We start from the raw sequence: 19078 nt of genomic DNA on the forward strand, positions 1-19078 counted from the left end.
GAGCACGAGCGCCGATCGCGTCGAGATCGACGTTGACGAGGTGACGTGCTCCCGGGCGAGCATCGCGCTCCGGAGCGAGGAGGAGCGGGGATGCGCAGGACGATGTCGGCGGTGCTGATCGCCTTCGCGTGCGGATGCGGTGGCGCGACGAGCGCGACGGAAACCACGAGCGCGGCGCGCGTGGTCGACACCACACCGCACGATCCATGCGACGGCGCGGATCTCTCGCTCGGTGAGGCGGCCGAGCACTGTCGGGTCGCGGGCGACGCGAGCGCGCCGCCGGCGAGCGACGTGATCGAGGTCGCGATCGCGACGCGCACGCTTCGGAGCGGCGCCGACGGAGTGGTCGACGTCGCGCTGCGCAACCTGAGCGACGCGCCGGTGGTGCTCGACTTCCCGGGCACGCTGAACTTCGACGCGTCGCTGATGCAGGGCGAGCGTCGCGTCGACGAGCGCTGGGAGATCTCGGGGATCGCCGGCGGCTCGGTGCAGTGCCGGCCCGGTGCGGACTGTCGCACGGTGCGGGTGCGGCTCGCGCCGGGCGGACGCCTCGTCGCGTCGCTGCCGATGAGCGGGCGAGTGAGCGTGCTGCGCGACGGACCGCGCGCGGGGACGATCGAGCGCAGCGACGGCGGGCCGATCCCGCCGGGCGTGTACGAAGTGCAGGTCGTCCTGCCGTGGATGGACGAGGTCGCGGGCTCGACCACCGGCGCACGTCGCGCGCGGGTCGTCCGCGGGGCGATCGACGTCACTCGGTGATCGGCGGGCGCGCGGGCTTGATCGATGCTTCGAGCAATTGAATGCTATGAGCATGTATATGCTAGAAGCATGCGATTGGCGCGTGGATCACGTCGGGCTCACGGTGCGCGATCTCGCGCGCAGCGTGGCGTTCTATCGAGACGTGATCGGGCTCGAGCTCGGCGTGGCGCCGAAGGGCCCGCCCGGCGCGACGTTGCGCGCGGGCGCGGTCGAGATCGTGCTCTCGACGTGGAGACCGGGCGAGGCCGAGCCCGGCGTGGTGCCGCGTGGGGATCACCTCGCGCTGCGCACCACGACGTCGCTCGATCCGTTCGTCGCGCGGCTGCGCGCCGCGGGCACCGAGCACGCGGTGGTCGACGGTCGCGTGTACCTGCGCGATCCCGACGGTCACACCGTCGAGGTGCTCTGCGCCGGCTAGCGACGACGTTTGCTAGTCCTGCTCGTCGTCGGGACCGAGGAGCGCGTCGAGATCGCCGGTGAAGCGCGTGAGCAGCGCCGCGAAGGTCTCGCGATCACCACGCGACCACGACGCGGTCGCGTCGGCGAAGAAGCGACGTCGCGACGTGCGCACCTTCTCGATCAGCGCGCGGCCTCGGGCGCTGAGCTCGAGACAGCTCCGGCGCCCGTCGTCCTGATCGGCGGAGCGCCGCACCAGCCCGGCCTCGACCGCCTGCGCCACGGCGCGGCTCGCGCGCGACGGATCGCTCTGCATCGCCTCCGCGACGTCGCCGACGGTCGGCGATCGCACGCCGCGCGACGCGAGCTCGTCGAGCGCGTCGACGACCGCGATCACCGCGGGCTGCACGCCGCGCGGGAGCTGTCCCGACGCGGCACGACCGAGCCGGCGACGCTGCTGGCTGCGACGGATCGCGACCATCGCGCGCTCGATCGAGGCCACGGCGGGATCGCTCTCGGGCAGACGGGCCATAGGTAGCGCGGAGCTACCCCGGCCCGATCGATGGAGCAACCACGCGGTCACGCGATCCCGACGACATCTCGGCCCCGAGCGCCGAACGAGCGCAAGCGGGGCTGGGGCCCCGCGCGCAGCGTTTGGGGAGGGGGGCCCCGATCCGGCTTTGCCGGTCGGGGGGGAGGGGTCTTCCAAGACCCCTCCCGCCAACTCAGATCAGCTCGCTGAGGCAGCACCCGAGCTGGCAGTAGTAGCCGGGCGCGCACGTGCCGTCGGGGCACGGCACCTGATCACCGTCGCACTGCCAGATCGGCGGGCCGCCGTCGGGGAAGCAGTCCGCCGGGAGATCCTCGACCGTGCGACCGAGGCAGAGCTCGCAGCGACCGCAGTCGTTCGCGCACTCGGTGTCGGGGATGCAGCGCGGGCACGCGGTCTCGTCCTCGATGTTCTCGAGCGAGCACGCGCCGCCGAGCAGGATGTTCACCGTCGTGTCCCCGTCGACGTGCACCTCGCAGCAGCCGAAGCAGTCGCAGCCGTTCGGCGTCGCGTCGAGACAGCCGCCCTCGAGGCACTGCGTGCTCGCCTCGCACGTCGCGCACGAGCCCGAGCCGCTGGTCGGCGTGCCGTCGGTCAGACAGGTCGTCGCGTAACGACAGCCGTCGTTGCCGGAGCCCGAGTTGCCGTCGAAGAAGCAGTCCTGACAGTCGGGGTCGCGGTTGTCGCCGGGGATGCCGGTGCCGAACGTGCCCTCGTCGTTGTCGGTCGGGCCCGTGCACTCGCGATCGAGGCCGTCGATCTCTCCGTCTCCGTCGTCGTCGACCCCGTTCGTGCACTGGGTGAACGACGTCGAGCCGTCGGGCAGGCGCGCATCGGGGCCCGGCGTGTCACCGCCGTCGCCTGGCGTGGTCGCGTCCATCCCACCGCCGGGGCCCGCGTCGGAGCCCCCTCCGGGATCACCGCCGTCGTCGTCGCCGCACCCAGGGAGCGCGGCGAGCGCGAAGCACGCCGCGAGAACGAAGAGGCTACGGGTCATGACGGGTGCATGACCGCACCCGTCGTGGGCCTTCACGAAACGGTGATGCCGCTTTTTTCGCGGCACACGAGATCGTCAGAGCACCTCACCGCGGATCGCGGCGACCATCGGCCAGGTGTCCGCGATCTGTCGGAACCGCACGATGCGCCCGCCGCGCGTCTCGACGACGTGCGCGAACTGCACGCGCATCGCGAGGCCGGTCTCGGCGCGCGTGCCCGAGTAGGTGCCGAGCGCGACGACGGTGTCGCCGCTCTCGAGGAGCTCCTCGACGTCGGCGCGGAAGCCGATCCAGCGCCCCGAGTTCCCCGCGAGCACCTTCTCGAACACCTCGTCGACCCCGCGGCGATGGCCGCCTCCGGGGAAGCCCGCGCACTGGATCCACTCGATCTCGGGATCGAGCAGGGCGCGCAGCCGCGCTTCGTCGCGCGTCGACGTGGCGGCGTAGAGCGCGCGCGCGAGCGCGATCGGTGTCGTGTCGTCGGGGTCGGTCATGGGTCGCGATGCTCCTCGGTGCAGGGCTCTTGTGGCAGGTGGTCGCGATCGTAAGGGCACGAGCGTTGCGACGCAGGTCGGACATGGCCCAGCAGCGAACCATCGATCGTGATCTCGCGCGCTCGGACGGCGAGCTCGTCGCGTCACCGCCCGACGACGGCGGGCACTCGGGCAACTTCACCGTCGACGCCGACACGATGCAGATCGCGAAGGCCGAGCAGCGCAACTACCTGACGCCCGAGACCAACGTGGATCCGACGCTCACCGGCACGCTCGGCCGCATCGAGCCGGAGCAGAGCGTCAACGTGGTGACCGGCACCCTCGCGGTGATCGCGCTCGTCGCGGTCTCGATCGTGATCGTGCTGCTGGTGGCGGGAGGCTGAGCGTGGCGACGCGCATCGATTCCGCACGAGGCAACGGGCCGCACGTCGCCAACGGAGGCGCGGCACGGCGCAGCGATCGCACCGCACCGCTCCCGGCGCGCGAGCTCGATCGACGTCACGTCGCGCTCTCGCTGGCGATCCGCGAGGCGTCCGCGACCGACCTGCACGCGCTCTCGTGGCTCGGGCTCGCGCAGGAGCAGGTCGACGTGATCGACGCGACGCTCGAGCGCTGCGCGCGAGGCGAGGAGGTCGTGCTGGTCGCGGCGTCGCGCGGCGCACCGCTCGCGATGATCCGGGCGCGGGTCGCGCGGCGCAGCGAGCCCGACGTCGCGGTGATCGAGGCGGTGCGTGTGATGCCCGGGCTGCAGGGGCTCGGGATCGCGAGCGCGCTGATCGTCGCGATCGAGCGTGTGCTGCGCGAGCGCGGGCGCACGATCATCGAGGTCTGCATCGGACGGCACGACGAGCGCGAGCTCGCGCGCTACGCGCGGCTCGGGTACGTGCGCACCGGCACTGCGTGGGACGGACGCAGCGTGATGCGGAAGTCGCTCGATCTCCTCGCGGCACGACCGCTGCAGATCCTCGCGTCCGAGGCGCGAGGGAGGACGCGATGACGCAGCCGCAGGAGCAGCAGCGGGAGAAGGAACGGCCGGCGAAGGCCGACGAGCGCAAGCAGCCGGAGCGGCATCCGCACATGCGCGACGAGCAGGCGCCCGCCACCACGCCGCACCAGGGCGCGCCGCACGACGTGGAGGAGATGAACCCCGACGATTTCGAGTGACGCGAGCGAGGGCTTCGCAAGGACGGAGAAGCGGTCATGGGTGAGCGCGATCTTGGACCGAAGGTTTCGGAGATGGCCGACCGCGACGAGCACGCGCCCCGCCGCGCCGCGCCGCTCGGTGACGCGGGCGACATCGACGGCACGATCGCCGAGGTGCTGCCCGAGGACGCGATCGAGGATCAGGAGGACGAAGCCCTCGCGGAGGCGCTCCGGACCGATCGCCACGACGTGCCGGAGGACGACTACGTGCAGGACGACGAGGTCCGCGCGTCGCTCGATCCCGTGGTCGATCCCGAGCCCGAGGTCGCGGCCGAGAAGATCGACGCGGACGAGCGGGCGGCCCACCCGCGCCCGAAGATCCGGCGCGCCGAGCCGCCGGGCCCGAGGTGACCCGTTCGCGCTTCTAAGCGCGTCCTTCCTCGGGTACGCTCCTCGGCGTGCAGCGGTCCGCCTCGGATGCGGGAACGCCCGAGGTCGGGCGCATCCTCGACGGACGCTATCGCCTCGATGCACCGCTGGGCGAGGGCGGGCTCGGCGTGGTGTGGCGCGCGTTCCACGTGCGCCTGGGCAAGCACGTCGCGGTGAAGCTCATGCAGCGCGAGCACGTCGCGCGCGAAGGGCTGCGGGCGCGGTTCGAGCGCGAGGCGCGATCGCTCGCGGCGCTCACGCACCCGAACATCGTCGACGTGATGGACTTCGGCGTCGACGACGGCGCGCCGTTCCTCGTGATGGAGCTGCTCGAGGGGCGCTCGCTCGATCGCGCGATCCGCGACGGAATCGCGCCGGAGCGCGCGCTGGCGATCGGGCGCGACGTATTGCGCGCGCTGGCGCACGCGCACGCCCAGGGGATCGCGCATCGCGATCTGAAGCCCGCGAACGTGTTCCTGCAGCGCATCGACGACGGGCACGAGATCGTGCGCGTGCTCGACTTCGGGCTCGCGAAGTTCCTCCACGAGGACGGGAGCGCGGGCGACGCGCAGATCACGCGTCAGGGCATGGTGCTCGGGACGCCCGCGTACATGGCGCCCGAGCAGGCGACCGGCGGCAACGCGGACGCGCGCGCGGACGTGTACTCGTTCGGGGTGGTGCTCTTCGAGCTGCTCACCGGGCAGCGGCCCTTCGTGGGCGAGGGCGCGGAGCTCGTGCGGCAGCACCTGCTCGTGTCGCTCCCGACGATCGCGAGCGTGCGGCCCGATCTCGAGGTCGCGCCCGAGCTCGAGGCCGCGCTGCAGCGCGCGACGGCGAAGTCGGTGTCGCAGCGTTACGCGAGCGCGCGCGAGCTGATGGAGGCGCTCTACGCGCTGCCGGCGAACGCCGTGCGGGTGCGCGCCGGCGTGCCGCGGCCGGCCCCGTCGCCCGCGCGCGAGGCGGTGTCGGGCGATGCGCCGACGCTCGCGAGCGGCGGTGGTGCCGCGACGATGACACCGCCCGTTCCGCCGCCGTCGCACGCGGTGCCGCCGGTGGCGAGCGCGGTCCTTGCGGACGGCACGGTGCCGGCGCGGCCCGGGCTGCGCCGTGCGGCCGAGAGCGGTGCGGCGAGCGCGCCCTCGTCGGCGATCGTGCCGCCGATCTCGTCGACGATGTCGACGACGAGCGCGATCGTCGCGTCGACGATCAAGCCCTCGCGCGGACCGCTCTTGCTCGCGATCGGCGGGCTGCTCGGGCTCGGTGTGATCGGCGCTGCGATCACGATCGCGCTCGTGCTCTTCTCGTCGTCGGACGACCCGGGCGCGGCGAGCGAGACGACACCCGGCACACCTCCGGTCGCGTCGGCTGCGACGACACCCGAGCCTGCCGCCGATCCCGCGCCGACGACGTACTTCGCGCCCGATCCCGATCCCTGGGCCGCTCCGATCCCCGCGCCGCTCGGCGCGATCCGCGAGCGCCTCGAGCGCAGCGGTCGGCTCTCGCAGCGCGACGCGAACGCCCTGCGCGACTACGCGCGCGCGCACCGCGACGATCCCCGCGCGTGGCTCCTGCTCGCGCACGCCGACTTCCTCGCGGGCCACCGTCCCGACTCCTGCGAGCGCTACTCGCTCGCGCTGCGGACCGACGAAGCGCGCGCGCGCGGCGACGCGCACGCAGTGAACGATCTCGCGCGCATGGCAGCCCACCATCGCTCGGGGGACACCGCCGCCGAGCTGCTGCGCCGTCACTGGGGCGCGCGCGCGATCGACGCGCTCGATCGCGCGATGACCGAGGTCGATCGGCGCAGCGATCGCGAGGACGTCGCGCGCTTGGTGCGGCTGCGCGACGAGCTGGTGCGGGGATCGAGCGCGCGCACCGAGCGCTGATGGCGCGGCACGCGCGCGTGTGTACGTGCGCCCTCGCATGAGCGATCCGCGCTGTCCCTGCACCGCCGTCCACGACGCACCTCGCGTGGTGCTCACCGGCGGGCCGGGCGCAGGCAAGACCGCGGTGCTCGAGGTGGTGCGGCGCCGCTCGTGCGATCACGTCGTCGTGCTCCCCGAGGCCGCGACCATCGTGTTCGGCGGAGGGTTCCCGCGGCGCAGCACGCCGCTGGCGCGCCGGCGCGCGCAGATCGCGATCTTCCACGTGCAGGACCAGATGGAGCGCCTCGAGGTCGACGAACGATCGGCGGCGCTCGTGCTCTGTGATCGCGGCGTCGCCGACGGGCTCGCGTACTGGCCCGGCGCGCCCGACGAGTACTGGCGCGCGGTGGGCACCACCGAGCGCGACGCCTTCGCGCGCTACGACGCGATCATCCACCTGCGCACGCCGACGCGCGAGAACGGCTACGACCGCATGAAGAACCCGGTGCGCATCGAGAGCGCGGAGGAAGCGGCGCGCATCGACGCGCGCATCCTCGAGGTCTGGGCGGCGCACCCGCGGCGCTTCGTCGTCGACAGCAGCCTCGACTTCGTCGACAAGCTCACGCGCACCCTCGCGCTGATCGAGTCGCTGACCCCTGCTTGTTGTCGCACGCGCGCCGTCGCGGGAGGTTGATCCGATGCAGCTCGCGTTCTACGGCGCCGCCGAGACCGTCACCGGCTCGAAGATCCTCGTCACCTCGGGCGACACGCGCGTGCTCGTCGACTGCGGCCTGTTCCAGGGCGTGAAGAACGAGCGCCTGCGCAACCGCGAGCCCTTCCCCTTCGACCCGACGACGATCGACGCGCTGCTGCTGACGCACGCGCACCTCGATCACTCGGGGCTCGCGCCGCTGCTGGTGAAGCGCGGCTTCGACGGGCCGATCCGGTGCTCGCGCGGGACCGCCGCGCTCTTGCGCGTGCTCTGGCTCGACGCCGCGCGCTTGAACGAAGAGGACGCGCGCTGGGCCAACCAGCGTGGATACTCGAAGCACCATCCCGCCGAGCCGCTCTTCACCGTCGACGATGCGAACCGCGCCCTCGATCACGTGGAGCCGATCGCCGATCACGAACCGCTCGTGATCGGCGCGCTGCGCGCGCGCTGGACCCCGGTGGGCCACATCCTCGGTGCGTGCGCGGTGCACCTCGCCGACGCGACGACGTCGGTCCTGTTCAGCGGCGACGTCGGGCGCCCCGAGGACCCGATCATGCGTGCGCCCGAGGTCCCGCCGCCCGCCGAGCACCTCGTGATCGAGTCGACCTACGGCAACCGCGTGCATCCGCCGATCGACGTGCTCGAGGCGCTCGCCGGCATCGTGACGCGCACCGCGCAGCGTGGTGGCGTGCTGCTCGTCCCCGCGTTCGCAGTGGGCCGCGCCCAGCTCCTCGTGCACCTGCTCGCGCAGCTCCGCACCACGCAGCGGATCCCGAAGCTGCCGATCACCCTCGACAGCCCGATGGCGATCGACGTCTCCGAGATCCATCGCGCGCACGAGGGCGATCACCGGCTCACCCGCGCGGAATGGGAGCGCGACGCGAAGATCGTCGAGCTCCTGCGCGACCCCGAGGACTCGCGTCACCTGCTCGATCGCGGCGGCCCGCGCATCGTGATCTCGGCGAGCGGGATGGCGACCGGAGGGCGCGTCCTGCACCACCTCGCGCGCCTCTTGCCCGAGCCGCAGCACACCGTGCTGCTCGCAGGGTTCCAGGCGGCGGGCACGCGCGGCGACGCGCTCGCATCGGGCGCGGAGTCGGTGAAGATCCACGGCGAGCACGTGCCGGTGCGCGCCGAGATCGTGAAGCTCGACGGGCTCAGCGCGCACGCCGATCGCGACGAGCTGCTCGGATGGCTCGCGCGCTTTCCTCGCGCGCCGCGCAGCACCTACGTCGTGCACGGCGAGCCCGCCGCGGCGGACGCGATGCGCCGCGCGATCGCCGATCGATTCGGATGGCGCGCGGTGGTGCCGCGTTACGGGATGATCGTCGAGCTCGACTGACGCGCGCGCTGCGCAAGGCCGTCGAAAGATCGGCTCGTCCCGCCGGTCCCTTCCCGGGACCTGCGGGACGAGCACTCCGGCAGAGGCTGTCGAAAACATCGGCTCGCCCGCCGGTCCCTACCGTCCGCGCGCTGCGCGCGCTCCCGTCCGGGACCTGCGGGACGAGCACTCCGGCAGAGGCTCACCGCGTCGCGTGGTGGGGCATGCGACCGATGCCGTTCTTCTTCGACGGCTGGGCCTTCACGAGATCGGCGCCGTAGCCCGACTCGACGATCTCCATGAAGCGCGCCTCGAGCTCCTCGCCCATCGTCTCGAGCTCGTCGGGCTCGATCTCCCCGTCGATCTTGGGGAACATCTCGCTCTCTTCCTCCTCGACGTGGTGCTTCACGAGCTCCTTGAGCGCCTTGCACTTGGCCTCGAAGCTCGGGTGCCCCGGATCGATCTCGGCGAGGCGCTTCAGCGCGAACGCCGCGAGCGTGTGCTCCTCGAGGCTCTCGTAGACCATGTCCTCCATGACCTCGCGCGCCTTCGGATAGAAGAGCTCCTCCTCGATGCGCATGTGCGCGGCGAGCTTCGACGCGAGCTCGCGGAGGTTCTCGACGCGGTCGCCTTCGTCGTTCTCGAGGCGATCGAAGATCTTCTCCACCTCGCGGTGCTGCTGCTCCAACAGGTCCGTCGCCTTCATGGGTCTCCTCCGGTGCCCTCGACACAGCAATCACCGCGCCCGGACCGCACTGCGTGCGACGTGCGCGCGAGAGACGGTGCGAGACGTCGCCTCGCGCCTCGCGCGTGGCATCGCGCATCGATCGCGCTCCGGGGTTGTGGTCCCCTCCGAGGGGGCTACGACAGTTCATTGCCGCGGCGTCGTCGAGGCCTCCGGCGGGCCCAGCTCGCCCGGTGGAAGGACCCCGATGGCGACGACGCAGCAGGGCGCCGCGAGCACGGCGAGGACGACGAGCGCGCTCCCCACCGACGTGCCGATGCCCGACGAAGGACGCCGTCGCGTCGTGATCGCGGACGTGCAGCCGCGCGTCGAGCGAGGATCGTTCGACGTCAAACGAATCGAGGGCGACGCGCTTCGTGTGGTCGCGGTGCTCGTCGCAGACGGCCACGATCGGGTGCGCGGGGTGCTGCGGTACAAGAGACCGGGGAGCGCGCGCTGGGCCGAGATCCCGATGCGCGCGCGCGGCAACGATCGCTTCGAGGCCGAGCTGGCCCTCGATGCGATCGGGCGCTGGGAGCTCGCGGTCGACGGATGGATCGACGACCTCGAGACGTGGCGCCACGGGCTCGAGCGCAAGGCCGAGGTGGGCGAGGTGAGCGACGTCGATCTCGCGATCGGCGCGGCCCTCGTCGAGCGCGCGGCGTCGGACTGCAGCAACGGATCGAGCGCGGATCGCGAGCTGCTCGAGCGCGCGGCGAAGGCGATCGCGGACGCACGCGCGCCGCGCGACGAGCGCATCCGCCTCGCGCTCTCGGCGTCGACCGCGGAGCTCTGCGCGCGGCATCCCGAGCGCGCGCTCGCGACGCGCAGCGAGAGCTGGGGCGTGGTGGTCGACCCGATCCACGCACGCTTCTCGTCGTGGTACGAGCTCTTCCCGCGATCGACCGGCGAGGACGGGCGACACGGCACCTTCCACACCGCCGAGACCTGGCTCCCCTACGTCGCGGAGATGGGCTTCGACGTGCTGTATCTGCCGCCGATCCACCCGATCGGGCGCGCCTTCCGAAAGGGCCCGAACAACACGCTCACCGCGGGCCCCGACGATCCCGGCAGCCCGTGGGCGATCGGCGGGCCCGAGGGCGGCCACACCGCGATCCACCCCGACCTCGGCACGCTCGCGGACTTCGATCGTCTCGTCGCGAAGGCGCGCGATCACGGGCTGCAGATCGCGCTCGACATCGCGTTCCAGGCGTCTCCCGATCACCCCTGGGTGAAGGAGCACCCCCAGTGGTTCCGCCATCGTCCCGACGGGACGATCCAATACGCGGAGAATCCGCCGAAGAAATACCAGGACGTCTATCCGTTCGACTTCGAGTGCGACGACTGGCGCAATCTCTGGAAGGCACTGCGCGACGTGTTCGAATTCTGGATCGCGCACGGAGTGACCATCTTCCGGGTCGACAACCCGCACACCAAGCCGATCCCGTTCTGGCAGTGGTGCATCGCGTCCCTGAAGACCGCGCACCCCGAGGTGACGTTCCTCTCCGAGGCGTTCACGCGTCCCGCGCTGATGTACGCGCTCGCGAAGGCGGGATTCACGCAGGGATATACCTATTTCACCTGGCGCAACACGAAGCACGAGCTCGAGACGTACCTGCACGAGCTCACGAAGACCGATGTCGCCGACTATTTCCGACCGAGCTTCTGGCCGAACACGCCGGACATCCTCCCCGAGGATCTGCAGTACGGCGGGCGCCCCGCGTTCCTCGCACGCCTCGTGATGGCGGCGACGATGTCGAGCCACTACGGCCTCTACGGCCCGGCGTTCGAGCTGATGGAGCACGTCGCGCGCCCCGGCTCGGGCGAGTACGTCGACAACGAGAAGTACCAGCTGAAGCGCTGGGAGCGGGATCGCCCCGACTCGCTGCGGCGCGCGATCGCGCTGATGAATCGGATCCGCCGCGAGCACCCGGCGCTGCAGCGCAACGACGGGGTGACGATCCACCGCACCGACAACGACATGCTGCTCTGCTTCAGCAAGGCGCACGGCGACGACGCGGTGCTCGTGGTGGTCAATCTGGACTTCCATCATCGGCAGTCGGGATGGATCGATCTCGACCTCGACGCGCTCGGGCTCGAGCCCCAGACCACCTTCCAGGCGCACGACCTGCTCGGTGGAGGCCGATACCTCTGGCACGGCGGGCGGAACTACGTGGAGGTCGATCCCCACGCGATGCCCGCGCACGTCTTCGCGCTCCGCCGCCGGGTGCGGAGCGAGCGCGACTTCGACTATTTCCTCTGAATCCCTCCTCGAGACGACGAGGCACTCCCCGATGTCACCGCGCAATCCCGAGGGTGAGCCCGATGGCTCCGGAGCCACGATCACCGACGATCCGCTCTGGTACAAGGACGCGATCATCTACGAGATCCCGATCCGCGCGTTCTACGACTCCGACGGCGACGGAATCGGCGACATCGAAGGACTGATCCAGAAGCTCGACTACGTCGCGGATCTGGGCGTCACCGCGATCTGGATCCTGCCCTTCTATCCTTCACCGCAGCGCGACGGCGGCTACGACATCGCCGACTACCGCAGCGTCAATCCGCGGCTCGGAACGCTGAACGACTTCAAGCGCTTCATGAAGGAGGCGCACGCGCGCGGCCTGCGCGTGATCACCGAGCTCGTCATCAACCACACCTCGGATCAACACCCGTGGTTCCAGCGCGCGCGCCGCGCCCCGAAGGGGAGCCGATATCGCGACTTCTACGTGTGGACCGACGACCCCCAGAAGTACCGCGATGCACGCATCATCTTCCAGGACTACGAAGGATCCAACTGGACCTGGGATCCGGTCGCGCAGCAGTACTACTGGCATCGTTTCTATTCGCACCAGCCGGATCTCAATTTCGACAATCCGGAGGTGCGGAAGTCGGTGCTCGAGCTCCTCGACTTCTGGCTCGCGATGGGCGTGGACGGGATGCGCCTCGACGCGATCCCCTATCTCTACGAGCGCGAGGGCACGAACTGCGAGAACCTGCCCGAGACACACGCGTTCCTGAAGGAGATGCGCGCGCACATCGACGCGCGGTTCCCGAATCGCATGCTCCTCGCCGAGGCCAATCAGTGGCCCGAGGACGCCGCGGAGTACTTCGGCAAGGGCGACGAGTGCCACATGAACTTCCACTTCCCGCTGATGCCGCGGATGTTCATGTCGCTGCAGCTCGAGAACAGCTTTCCCATCCTCGACATCCTCGCGCAGACGCCGAAGATCCCCGAGACCAGCCAGTGGGCGCTCTTCCTGCGGAACCACGACGAGCTCACGCTCGAGATGGTCACCGACGAAGATCGCGACTTCATGTACCGCGTCTACGCGCACGACCCGCAGATGCGCGTGAACCTCGGCATCCGGCGCCGCCTCGCGCCGCTGCTCAAGACGCGCGCGCGCATCGAGCTGATGAAGGCGCTCCTGCTCTCGATGCCCGGGACTCCGGTGCTCTATTACGGCGACGAGATCGGGATGGGCGACAACGTCTATCTCGGCGACCGCGACGCGGTGCGCACGCCGATGCAGTGGAGCGCGGATCGCAACGCGGGATTCTCCAAGGCGAACCCCCAGCGACTCTTCCTGCCGGTGATCATCGATCCCGAGTACCACCACGAGACGGTCAACGTCGAAGCGCAGCAGCTCAATTCCGACTCGCTCTTGTGGTGGACCAAGCGGCTGATCGAGCTGCGGAAGAAGCACCACGCGTTCTCGCGCGGCGAGCTCGAGCTACTGCAGCCGGACAACGGCAAGGTGCTGGCGTTCTTCCGGACCTACGGAGACGAGCGCATCCTCGTGGTCGCGAACCTCTCGCGCTCGCCGCAGTACGTGCAGCTCGATCTCTCGGCCCACGCCGGCGCGGTGCCGATGGAGCTCTTCGGGCGCACGCCCTTCCCCGCGGTCGGCGAGCTGCCCTATCTGCTCACGCTCGGCCCCTACGCGTTCTATTGGTTCCAGATCGATCGCCCGCGCGGCGAGCGACTGAGCGCGACCGGGCCCTTCCACATCACCGTTCGTGGCGACGTCGGCTCGCTGCTCGCGAAGCGGGGTCGCGAGCGGCTCGCGCCCGCGCTGACCGAGTGGCTTCGCAACCGCCGCTGGTTCCGCGGCAAGGCGCGCATCCTCGAGCGCATGCAGATCATCGACGTCCTGCCCGCGGCGGAGGCGCACGTCGTGCTCGCGCACGTGTCGTACTCCGAGGGTCCGGCCGAGACCTACGTGATGCCGATCGCGATCGTGTCGAGCGAGCGCGGCGATCAGCTCACGCGCGAGGCGCCGCACGCGGTCATCGCGCGGGTGCGCGGGACCGACGGAGAGCACGTCGTCGTCGACGCGCTCACGACGGACGGGTTCGCGAACGAGCTCCTCTCGCTCCTCCTCGAGCGCGGTGGAACGCTGAAGTCGGACGAGGGAGTCATCCGCGCGCGCTCGACGAAGGCGCTCTCCGCGCTCGTCGACAAGTCGCTGCACGCGCGTGCTGCACGCGCGAAGCGCCTCGAAGAGCTGCCTCCGCGCGTGAGCACCGCGGAGCAGAGCAACAGCAACGTGTTCTTCGGGGACAAGCTGATCCTCAAGCTCTTCCGCGCGATCGAGCCGGGGCACCACCCCGAGGAGGAGATCGGTCGCTTCCTCACCGAGCGCAATCGCTTCGGGCACGTGCCGCGGATGCTCGGCACGCTCTCGTACGAGCCGGCGAGCGGCGAGCCGCGCGCGCTCGCGGTGATGCAGGAGCTCGTCGCGAGCCAGGGCGACGGCTGGGAGTTCACGCTCGACGCGCTGCAGCGCTACTGCGAGCACGCGTGGGAGTACGTCGACAAGGAGCCGGTGCCGCGCGCGCCGGGCCGCTGGATCGATCGCGCGCAGCTCCACGCGCCCGAGCTCGCCATCGAGGCGATCGGTCCGTACCTCGGCCTCGCGCGCCTGCTCGGCGAGCGCACCGCCGAGCTGCATCGCGCGCTCGCGAGCGACGCGGAGGATCCGGACTTCGTGCCCGAGCCGTTCTCGCTCCTGCACCAGCGCTCGCTCTATCAGTCAGCGCGCACCCAGCTCGGACAGACGCTGCAGCTCCTGCGCAAGATGCGCGTCGGGCTCGACGAGCGCGCGGTCACGCTCTCGGATCAGCTGACCTCGCGACGCGACGAGGTCGACGCGCGCCTCGCCGAGATCCATCGCGAGAAGATCGACGCGGTGCGCACGCGCACCCACGGCGATCTCCACCTCGGCCAGGTGCTCTACGCGGCGGGCGACTTCGTGTTCATCGACTTCGAGGGCGAGCCGGCGCGCGCGCTGGTCGAGCGGCGTCGCAAGCGCTCGCCGCTGCGCGACGTCGCAGGGATGCTGCGCTCGTTCCACTACGCCGCGGCCGCGGCGCTGCACAGCGATCGCGTGCGCGCACAGGACGAGCCGCGACTGCATCCCTGGATCGACGCGTGGACCGACTGGGTCTGTGCGGCTTGGCTGGGCGGATGGCTCGAGCGCGCGGGCGACGCGCCGTTCGTGCCGCGCGATCGCGCGGCGCTCTCTCGGATGCTCGACTTCTACCTGCTCGAGAAGTGCATCTACGAGGTGCGCTACGAGCTCAACAACCGACCGGAGTGGGTCGAGATCCCGCTGCGCGGGCTTCTCGATCTGATCGACGCTCCCGAGGCAGGATGAGCGCGCGATGGGCCTAGAGAGGGGGTAGCCATGATCCAGGTGCGCAAGGAGCGACGCGATCCGCGGCTCGGCGAGATCGACGTCCATCTCTTCAACGAGGGCACGCACGCGCGGCTCTACGAGCGGCTGGGCGCGCACCTCACCGAGGAGGACGGCCAGCGCGGCGTGCGCTTCTCGGTGTGGGCGCCCAACGCCGACTTCGTCGGCGTCATCGGCGACTTCAACGGATGGCACGGCGAGGCGACGCCGCTCCGGCCCTGGGGCAGCTCGGGAATCTGGACCGGGTTCGTGCCCGGGCTCGGGCAGGGCACGATCTACAAGTACCGGGTCCACTCCCGCCTCCACGGATATCGCGTCGACAAGGCCGATCCCTACGGGTTCCACCACGAGACTCCGCCTCGCACCGGGTCGATCGTGTGGAACATGGAAGGATACGAGTGGGGCGACGACGAGTGGATGCACACGCGCGGAGCGCACCAGTCGCTCTCGTCGCCGATCAGCATCTACGAAGTCCACCTCGGCTCGTGGGCGAGAGTTCCCGAGGACCACAATCGCTCGCTCTCGTATCGTGAGATCGCCCCGCGGCTCGCGGAGCACGTGAAGACGCTCGGGTTCACGCACGTCGAGCTCATGCCGATCATGGAGCACCCGTTCGCGGGATCGTGGGGCTATCAGGTCACCGGCTATTTCGCGCCGACGAGCCGCTTCGGGACCCCGCAGGACTTCATGTACCTCGTCGATCACCTGCACCAGAACGGGATCGGCGTGATCGTCGACTGGGTGCCGGCGCACTTCCCGACGGACGAGCACGGCCTCGCGTACTTCGACGGAACACACCTCTACGAGCACGCGGATCCCAAGAAGGGCTTCCATCCCGACTGGAAGAGCGCGATCTTCAATTACGGCCGTCGAGAGGTGAAGTCGTTCCTGCTCTCGAGCGCGAGATTCTGGCTCGACCGCTATCACATCGACGGACTGCGCGTCGATGGTGTCGCGTCGATGCTCTATCTCGATTACTCGCGCGATGCGGGCGAGTGGATCCCGAACGAGCAAGGCGGGCGCGAGAACCTCGAGGCCATCCAGCTCCTGCGGGAGATGAACGAGATGGCCTATCGCGACTTCCCGGACATCCAGACCTACGCCGAGGAGTCCACCGCGTGGCCGATGGTCAGTCGCCCGACCTACGTCGGTGGGCTGGGCTTCGGCTTCAAGTGGGACATGGGCTGGATGCACGACACGCTGTCGTACTTCTCGAAGGAGCCGGTCCACCGCAAGTTCCACCACGATCAGCTCACGTTCCGCAGCATCTACGCGTTCCACGAGAGCTTCGTGATGCCGCTCAGCCACGACGAGGTGGTGCACGGAAAGGGCTCGCTCCTCTCGAAGATGCCGGGCGATGCGTGGCAGAAGCGGGCGAACCTGCGCCTGCTCTATGCGTACATGTTCGCGCAGAGCGGCAAGAAGCTGCTCTTCATGGGCGCCGAGCTCGGTCAGTGGAGCGAGTGGAACCACGACGGCAGTCTCGACTGGCACCTCGTGCACGACGAGGGGCACGCCGGGATCATGCGCTGTCTGGCGCACCTCAATCGCACCTATCGCACCCTGCCCGCGCTGCACGCGCGCGACGCGAGCCCCGAGGGCTTCCACTGGGTCGATGCGCGCGACGTGGATCAGAGCGTGTTGTGCTTCGAGCGGGTGGGCGCCGATCCGCGCGACCGCGTGCTCTGCGCGTTCAACTTCACGCCGGTGCCCCGGCACAACTATCGAATCGGCGTCGACTTCGAAGGTCGCTGGCGAGAGATCGTCAACACCGATGCGACGGAGTACGGCGGGAGCGGACAGGGCAACATGGGCGGCGTGGAGTCGACGCTGGTGCCGGGCCACGGCCGTCGCGCATCGATCCTGGTGACGCTGCCGCCGCTCGGCGCGGTGTTCTTCCAACCTGAACGGTGACTGAGCCGCCTGAGGAAGAGAGAAGATTTCTAAGGAAGGCAGGAAGGAAGGAGAGCAGGAGAGAATCGCTTCGTCGTTCTTCTCTCCTGCTTTCCTCACTTCCTGCTCTCCTCAGAAATTCTCCTGCTCTCCTCGGAGGATCGGGGTCTCTCCTCGCGCCATCGTGAGCGCGAGGACGTTCCACGAGATGAACGTGCCGCGGCGCGGCCACAGGCCGCGGGCGCTGTCGTCGTAACACTCGTGGAGCGCGCCGGTGTCGCGGAGGTCGTCGTCCAGGAGTCGCACCGTTCGTCGTGCGAGCTCGCGCGCCTCTTCGGCGCGGCCGTAGCGCTGCAGCGCGCGGTATGTGTAGTAGTTGGCGAGCACCCAGATCGGGCCCGACCAATTCGACACCGGACGCCGCTCGCTGCGGCGCGGGTCGTAGACCATCACGCGCGGCGCTTGGTGGAAGTACACGTCGTCCGCGGGGACGGTGCGCACGCCCGAAGGGCTCCAGTGCTGCGCGGGATCGAGCACCGCGTCGAACATCGCGGCGGCGCGATCGGGTGCGGCGATGCCGGCGTAGAGCGGCAGCATCGAGATCCAGCTGCGCAGCGGGCGCTGCACGCCGCGCTCGTCGCGGTGTCCGACGATCTCGTCTCGCCGGCCCGATGCGCCGTGCTGCCAACGCAGCGCGACGTAGGTGCGCTCGGCGTCGTCCCAGAGCAGCGTCTCGATGCGCTCCGCGAGCGCCTCCGCCTTCTCGGCATGCACGCGTGCGATCGCGTCCTCGCCGAGCAGGCGCGCGAGCTCGGCGATCGCGCGGAGCTCGAGCACCATGAACGTGTTGGTGTCGGGGCCTTCGACCGAGAAGTCGGGCAGACCCGCGGTGAGCACGTCGGAGTCGAACCCGCTCGCGCGCGCGGAGGGCGTCAGCAGGAGGCCGTGCATGCCGGTGGTCTCGCGCTCGAGGTACTCGGCGAACGCGACGACGCGCGGCAACACGCGCGCTGCATCGGCGCGCGCGAGGCCATCGTCGATGCCGTCGATCGCGCGCAGCGCGAGCTGCGCCATGCACGGCTTCGCGGGCTCGGGGTCGCGCGTGCGGAACGGCATCTCGATGCGGCGCACGCACCCGTTCGGCGCGGCGTTGTCGAGGAAGCAGAGCAGCGACCCGAAGCACGCCTCGGCGAGCTCGGGATCGCGCGCGAGCTCGATCGCGGCCTCGCTCACGTCGTGATGGAAGAGCGCGTTCGCGTAGTCGCCCGACGCGAAGCGATCGTCCTCGCTCGACGTGGCGTCGCGCTCTTCGACGCGCGGCATCGGCGCGAGCCAGGGGTGACGGAATCGACCGATGGGCGCGCGCACCGAGCGGCGCGCCCCCTCGATCAGATGTGCGCGCAGGGCCTCGCTCACGCGGATCTCGACGGACGACACGGCACGCGAGGATAGCGGGCCTGCGCGCGCGGCCACCACGTCCGATCAGGCGGGGCCGCGCGCGCTCGTCACGGTCACGTCGGGACGACGGGCTGCGCGCCGTTGCTCTTCGCCTCGGTGCGCGCGCCGCCCTCGAGGCCGAGCTCTTCGATCGGATCGCCGCTCCAGAGCTGGCCGCGCACCATGTGGCTCCACATCCGCAGGTCCGACACGAACGACCAGAGCGGGTACTGGAACGTCGCGGGCTTGTTCTTCTCGAGGCCGAAGTGCCCGCCCCACGCGCACGCATACGCGAACACGACGCCCGCCGGGAAGAAGACCGGCGACGCGAGCGTGGGCAGCGCGACCATCCCTGCGATGTGGCCGAGCGCGGGCTTCTCGCCCTCGCCCTTCTTCGTGCCGTGCGCGGCGAGCGCGGCGAAGCCGGCCATCGCCGCGGGGAACGTGAGCGGTGCCGTGACCGCCGACGCTGCGCACGCCGCGAGCCACCCGGTGGTCCCGACGAAGTGCAGTCGGCGCGAGCTCGGATTGCGATGCTCGCGCAGGTAGTGAGGCCAGAACTCTTCGTATGACTGGATGCGCTCGCTCATGGCGGCATGGTACCTCGCGGCGTGCGGCGCGTGCTCCCCGCGGTCTCGGACGGCGAGAAGGCACGCGCCCG

General features: G+C 70.4%; 18 protein-coding genes. 12 read left to right on the plus strand and 6 right to left on the minus strand.

Going from position 1 to position 19078, the window contains the following annotated elements; genetic code table 11:
* The first annotated feature begins 90 nt into the window (after positions 1-90).
* The gene (locus I5071_RS27390) at positions 91-759 is read left to right on the plus strand and encodes a hypothetical protein (RefSeq protein WP_236515826.1); all 669 of its coding nucleotides are present in this window, start codon (positions 91-93) and stop codon (positions 757-759) included.
* A gap of 82 nt (positions 760-841) precedes the next feature.
* The gene (locus tag I5071_RS27395; RefSeq protein WP_236515827.1) at positions 842-1177 is read left to right on the plus strand and encodes a VOC family protein; all 336 of its coding nucleotides are present in this window, start codon (positions 842-844) and stop codon (positions 1175-1177) included.
* Positions 1178-1189: 12 nt separating this feature from the next.
* Here the strand turns inward: I5071_RS27395 and I5071_RS27400 are convergent, their stop codons facing one another.
* From I5071_RS27400 to I5071_RS27410, 3 genes are all read right to left on the minus strand, one after another.
* Positions 1190-1687: a MarR family winged helix-turn-helix transcriptional regulator gene (locus I5071_RS27400; protein WP_236515829.1), complete on the minus strand. Its 498-nt coding sequence runs from the start codon at positions 1685-1687 to the stop codon at positions 1190-1192.
* Between the two features lie 193 nt (positions 1688-1880).
* Positions 1881-2702 carry a hypothetical protein gene (locus I5071_RS27405; protein ID WP_236515830.1) on the minus strand — a complete coding sequence of 274 codons (822 nt, stop codon included), beginning with the start codon at positions 2700-2702 and terminating at the stop codon, positions 1881-1883.
* Positions 2703-2777: 75 nt separating this feature from the next.
* Entirely contained in the window at positions 2778-3194 is a 417-nt protein-coding gene (locus tag I5071_RS27410; RefSeq protein WP_236515831.1) for a nuclear transport factor 2 family protein, read from the minus strand.
* Between the two features lie 83 nt (positions 3195-3277).
* Here I5071_RS27410 and I5071_RS27415 point away from each other — a divergent pair, with 83 nt between their 5' ends.
* The 7 genes from I5071_RS27415 (at position 3278) to I5071_RS27445 (ending at position 8685) form a co-directional block, all read left to right on the plus strand.
* Positions 3278-3577 (plus strand): hypothetical protein, encoded by a 300-nt coding sequence (locus I5071_RS27415; RefSeq protein ID WP_236515834.1) that lies wholly within the window; start codon positions 3278-3280, stop codon positions 3575-3577.
* Between the two features lie 2 nt (positions 3578-3579).
* A complete protein-coding gene (locus tag I5071_RS27420) occupies positions 3580-4191 on the plus strand; it encodes a GNAT family N-acetyltransferase (protein WP_236515835.1) in 612 nt (203 codons plus the stop codon).
* Entirely contained in the window at positions 4188-4358 is a 171-nt protein-coding gene (locus tag I5071_RS27425) for a hypothetical protein (protein ID WP_236515836.1), read from the plus strand. The genes I5071_RS27420 and I5071_RS27425 overlap by 4 nt, the downstream gene beginning before the upstream one ends.
* A 72-nt stretch (positions 4359-4430) precedes the next feature.
* Positions 4431-4748 carry a hypothetical protein gene (locus I5071_RS27430; protein ID WP_236515838.1) on the plus strand — a complete coding sequence of 106 codons (318 nt, stop codon included), beginning with the start codon at positions 4431-4433 and terminating at the stop codon, positions 4746-4748.
* 47 nt (positions 4749-4795) lie between these two features.
* A complete protein-coding gene (locus I5071_RS27435; protein WP_236515839.1) occupies positions 4796-6652 on the plus strand; it encodes a serine/threonine-protein kinase in 1857 nt (618 codons plus the stop codon).
* A 37-nt stretch (positions 6653-6689) separates the two neighbouring features.
* Entirely contained in the window at positions 6690-7325 is a 636-nt protein-coding gene (locus I5071_RS27440) for an ATP-binding protein (RefSeq protein ID WP_236515840.1), read from the plus strand.
* Between the two features lie 4 nt (positions 7326-7329).
* On the plus strand, positions 7330-8685 hold the full coding sequence (locus I5071_RS27445; RefSeq protein ID WP_236515841.1) for an MBL fold metallo-hydrolase RNA specificity domain-containing protein: 1356 nt from the start codon (positions 7330-7332) through the stop codon (positions 8683-8685).
* A gap of 181 nt (positions 8686-8866) precedes the next feature.
* On the opposite strand, the gene I5071_RS27450 is transcribed toward I5071_RS27445, so the two are convergent.
* Complete coding sequence (locus tag I5071_RS27450) at positions 8867-9370, minus strand: hemerythrin domain-containing protein (RefSeq protein WP_236515842.1); 504 nt, start codon at positions 9368-9370, stop codon at positions 8867-8869.
* Between the two features lie 226 nt (positions 9371-9596).
* On the opposite strand from I5071_RS27450, the gene I5071_RS27455 reads away from it, so the two are divergent.
* The 3 genes from I5071_RS27455 to glgB are packed head-to-tail and all read left to right on the plus strand — an operon-like array spanning position 9597 to position 17001.
* Entirely contained in the window at positions 9597-11651 is a 2055-nt protein-coding gene (locus I5071_RS27455) for an alpha-1,4-glucan--maltose-1-phosphate maltosyltransferase (RefSeq protein WP_236515843.1), read from the plus strand.
* 31 nt (positions 11652-11682) lie between these two features.
* Positions 11683-15048, plus strand: coding sequence for a maltose alpha-D-glucosyltransferase (gene treS, locus I5071_RS46855; protein WP_329611076.1), 3366 nt, complete (start codon positions 11683-11685; stop codon positions 15046-15048).
* A gap of 30 nt (positions 15049-15078) precedes the next feature.
* Positions 15079-17001: a 1,4-alpha-glucan branching protein GlgB gene (gene glgB / locus I5071_RS27470; RefSeq protein ID WP_236515844.1), complete on the plus strand. Its 1923-nt coding sequence runs from the start codon at positions 15079-15081 to the stop codon at positions 16999-17001.
* Between the two features lie 111 nt (positions 17002-17112).
* Here the strand turns inward: glgB and I5071_RS27475 are convergent, their stop codons facing one another.
* The gene (locus I5071_RS27475) at positions 17113-18417 is read right to left on the minus strand and encodes an MGH1-like glycoside hydrolase domain-containing protein (protein ID WP_236515846.1); all 1305 of its coding nucleotides are present in this window, start codon (positions 18415-18417) and stop codon (positions 17113-17115) included.
* 74 nt (positions 18418-18491) lie between these two features.
* Entirely contained in the window at positions 18492-19007 is a 516-nt protein-coding gene (locus I5071_RS27480) for a DUF962 domain-containing protein (protein ID WP_236515847.1), read from the minus strand.
* Positions 19008-19078 lie beyond the last annotated feature (71 nt).

It is taken from the genome of Sandaracinus amylolyticus, assembly GCF_021631985.1.
GTDB lineage: Bacteria > Myxococcota_A > Polyangia > Polyangiales > Sandaracinaceae > Sandaracinus > Sandaracinus amylolyticus_A.

Excerpts from the sequence above, each read along its gene's own strand:
- I5071_RS27390 (WP_236515826.1), top strand. The coding sequence starts at position 91 with ATGCGCAGGACGATGTCGGCGGTGCTGATCGCCTTCGCGTGCGGATGC.
- I5071_RS27400 (WP_236515829.1), bottom strand. The coding sequence starts at position 1,687 with ATGGCCCGTCTGCCCGAGAGCGATCCCGCCGTGGCCTCGATCGAGCGC.
- I5071_RS27405 (WP_236515830.1), bottom strand. The coding sequence starts at position 2,702 with ATGACCCGTAGCCTCTTCGTTCTCGCGGCGTGCTTCGCGCTCGCCGCG.
- I5071_RS27410 (WP_236515831.1), bottom strand. The coding sequence starts at position 3,194 with ATGACCGACCCCGACGACACGACACCGATCGCGCTCGCGCGCGCGCTC.
- I5071_RS27415 (WP_236515834.1), top strand. The coding sequence starts at position 3,278 with ATGGCCCAGCAGCGAACCATCGATCGTGATCTCGCGCGCTCGGACGGC.
- I5071_RS27425 (WP_236515836.1), top strand. The coding sequence starts at position 4,188 with ATGACGCAGCCGCAGGAGCAGCAGCGGGAGAAGGAACGGCCGGCGAAG.
- I5071_RS27430 (WP_236515838.1), top strand. The coding sequence starts at position 4,431 with ATGGCCGACCGCGACGAGCACGCGCCCCGCCGCGCCGCGCCGCTCGGT.
- I5071_RS27440 (WP_236515840.1), top strand. The coding sequence starts at position 6,690 with ATGAGCGATCCGCGCTGTCCCTGCACCGCCGTCCACGACGCACCTCGC.
- I5071_RS27445 (WP_236515841.1), top strand. The coding sequence starts at position 7,330 with ATGCAGCTCGCGTTCTACGGCGCCGCCGAGACCGTCACCGGCTCGAAG.
- I5071_RS27450 (WP_236515842.1), bottom strand. The coding sequence starts at position 9,370 with ATGAAGGCGACGGACCTGTTGGAGCAGCAGCACCGCGAGGTGGAGAAG.
- I5071_RS27455 (WP_236515843.1), top strand. The coding sequence starts at position 9,597 with ATGGCGACGACGCAGCAGGGCGCCGCGAGCACGGCGAGGACGACGAGC.
- treS (WP_329611076.1), top strand. The coding sequence starts at position 11,683 with ATGTCACCGCGCAATCCCGAGGGTGAGCCCGATGGCTCCGGAGCCACG.
- glgB (WP_236515844.1), top strand. The coding sequence starts at position 15,079 with ATGATCCAGGTGCGCAAGGAGCGACGCGATCCGCGGCTCGGCGAGATC.
- I5071_RS27480 (WP_236515847.1), bottom strand. The coding sequence starts at position 19,007 with ATGAGCGAGCGCATCCAGTCATACGAAGAGTTCTGGCCTCACTACCTG.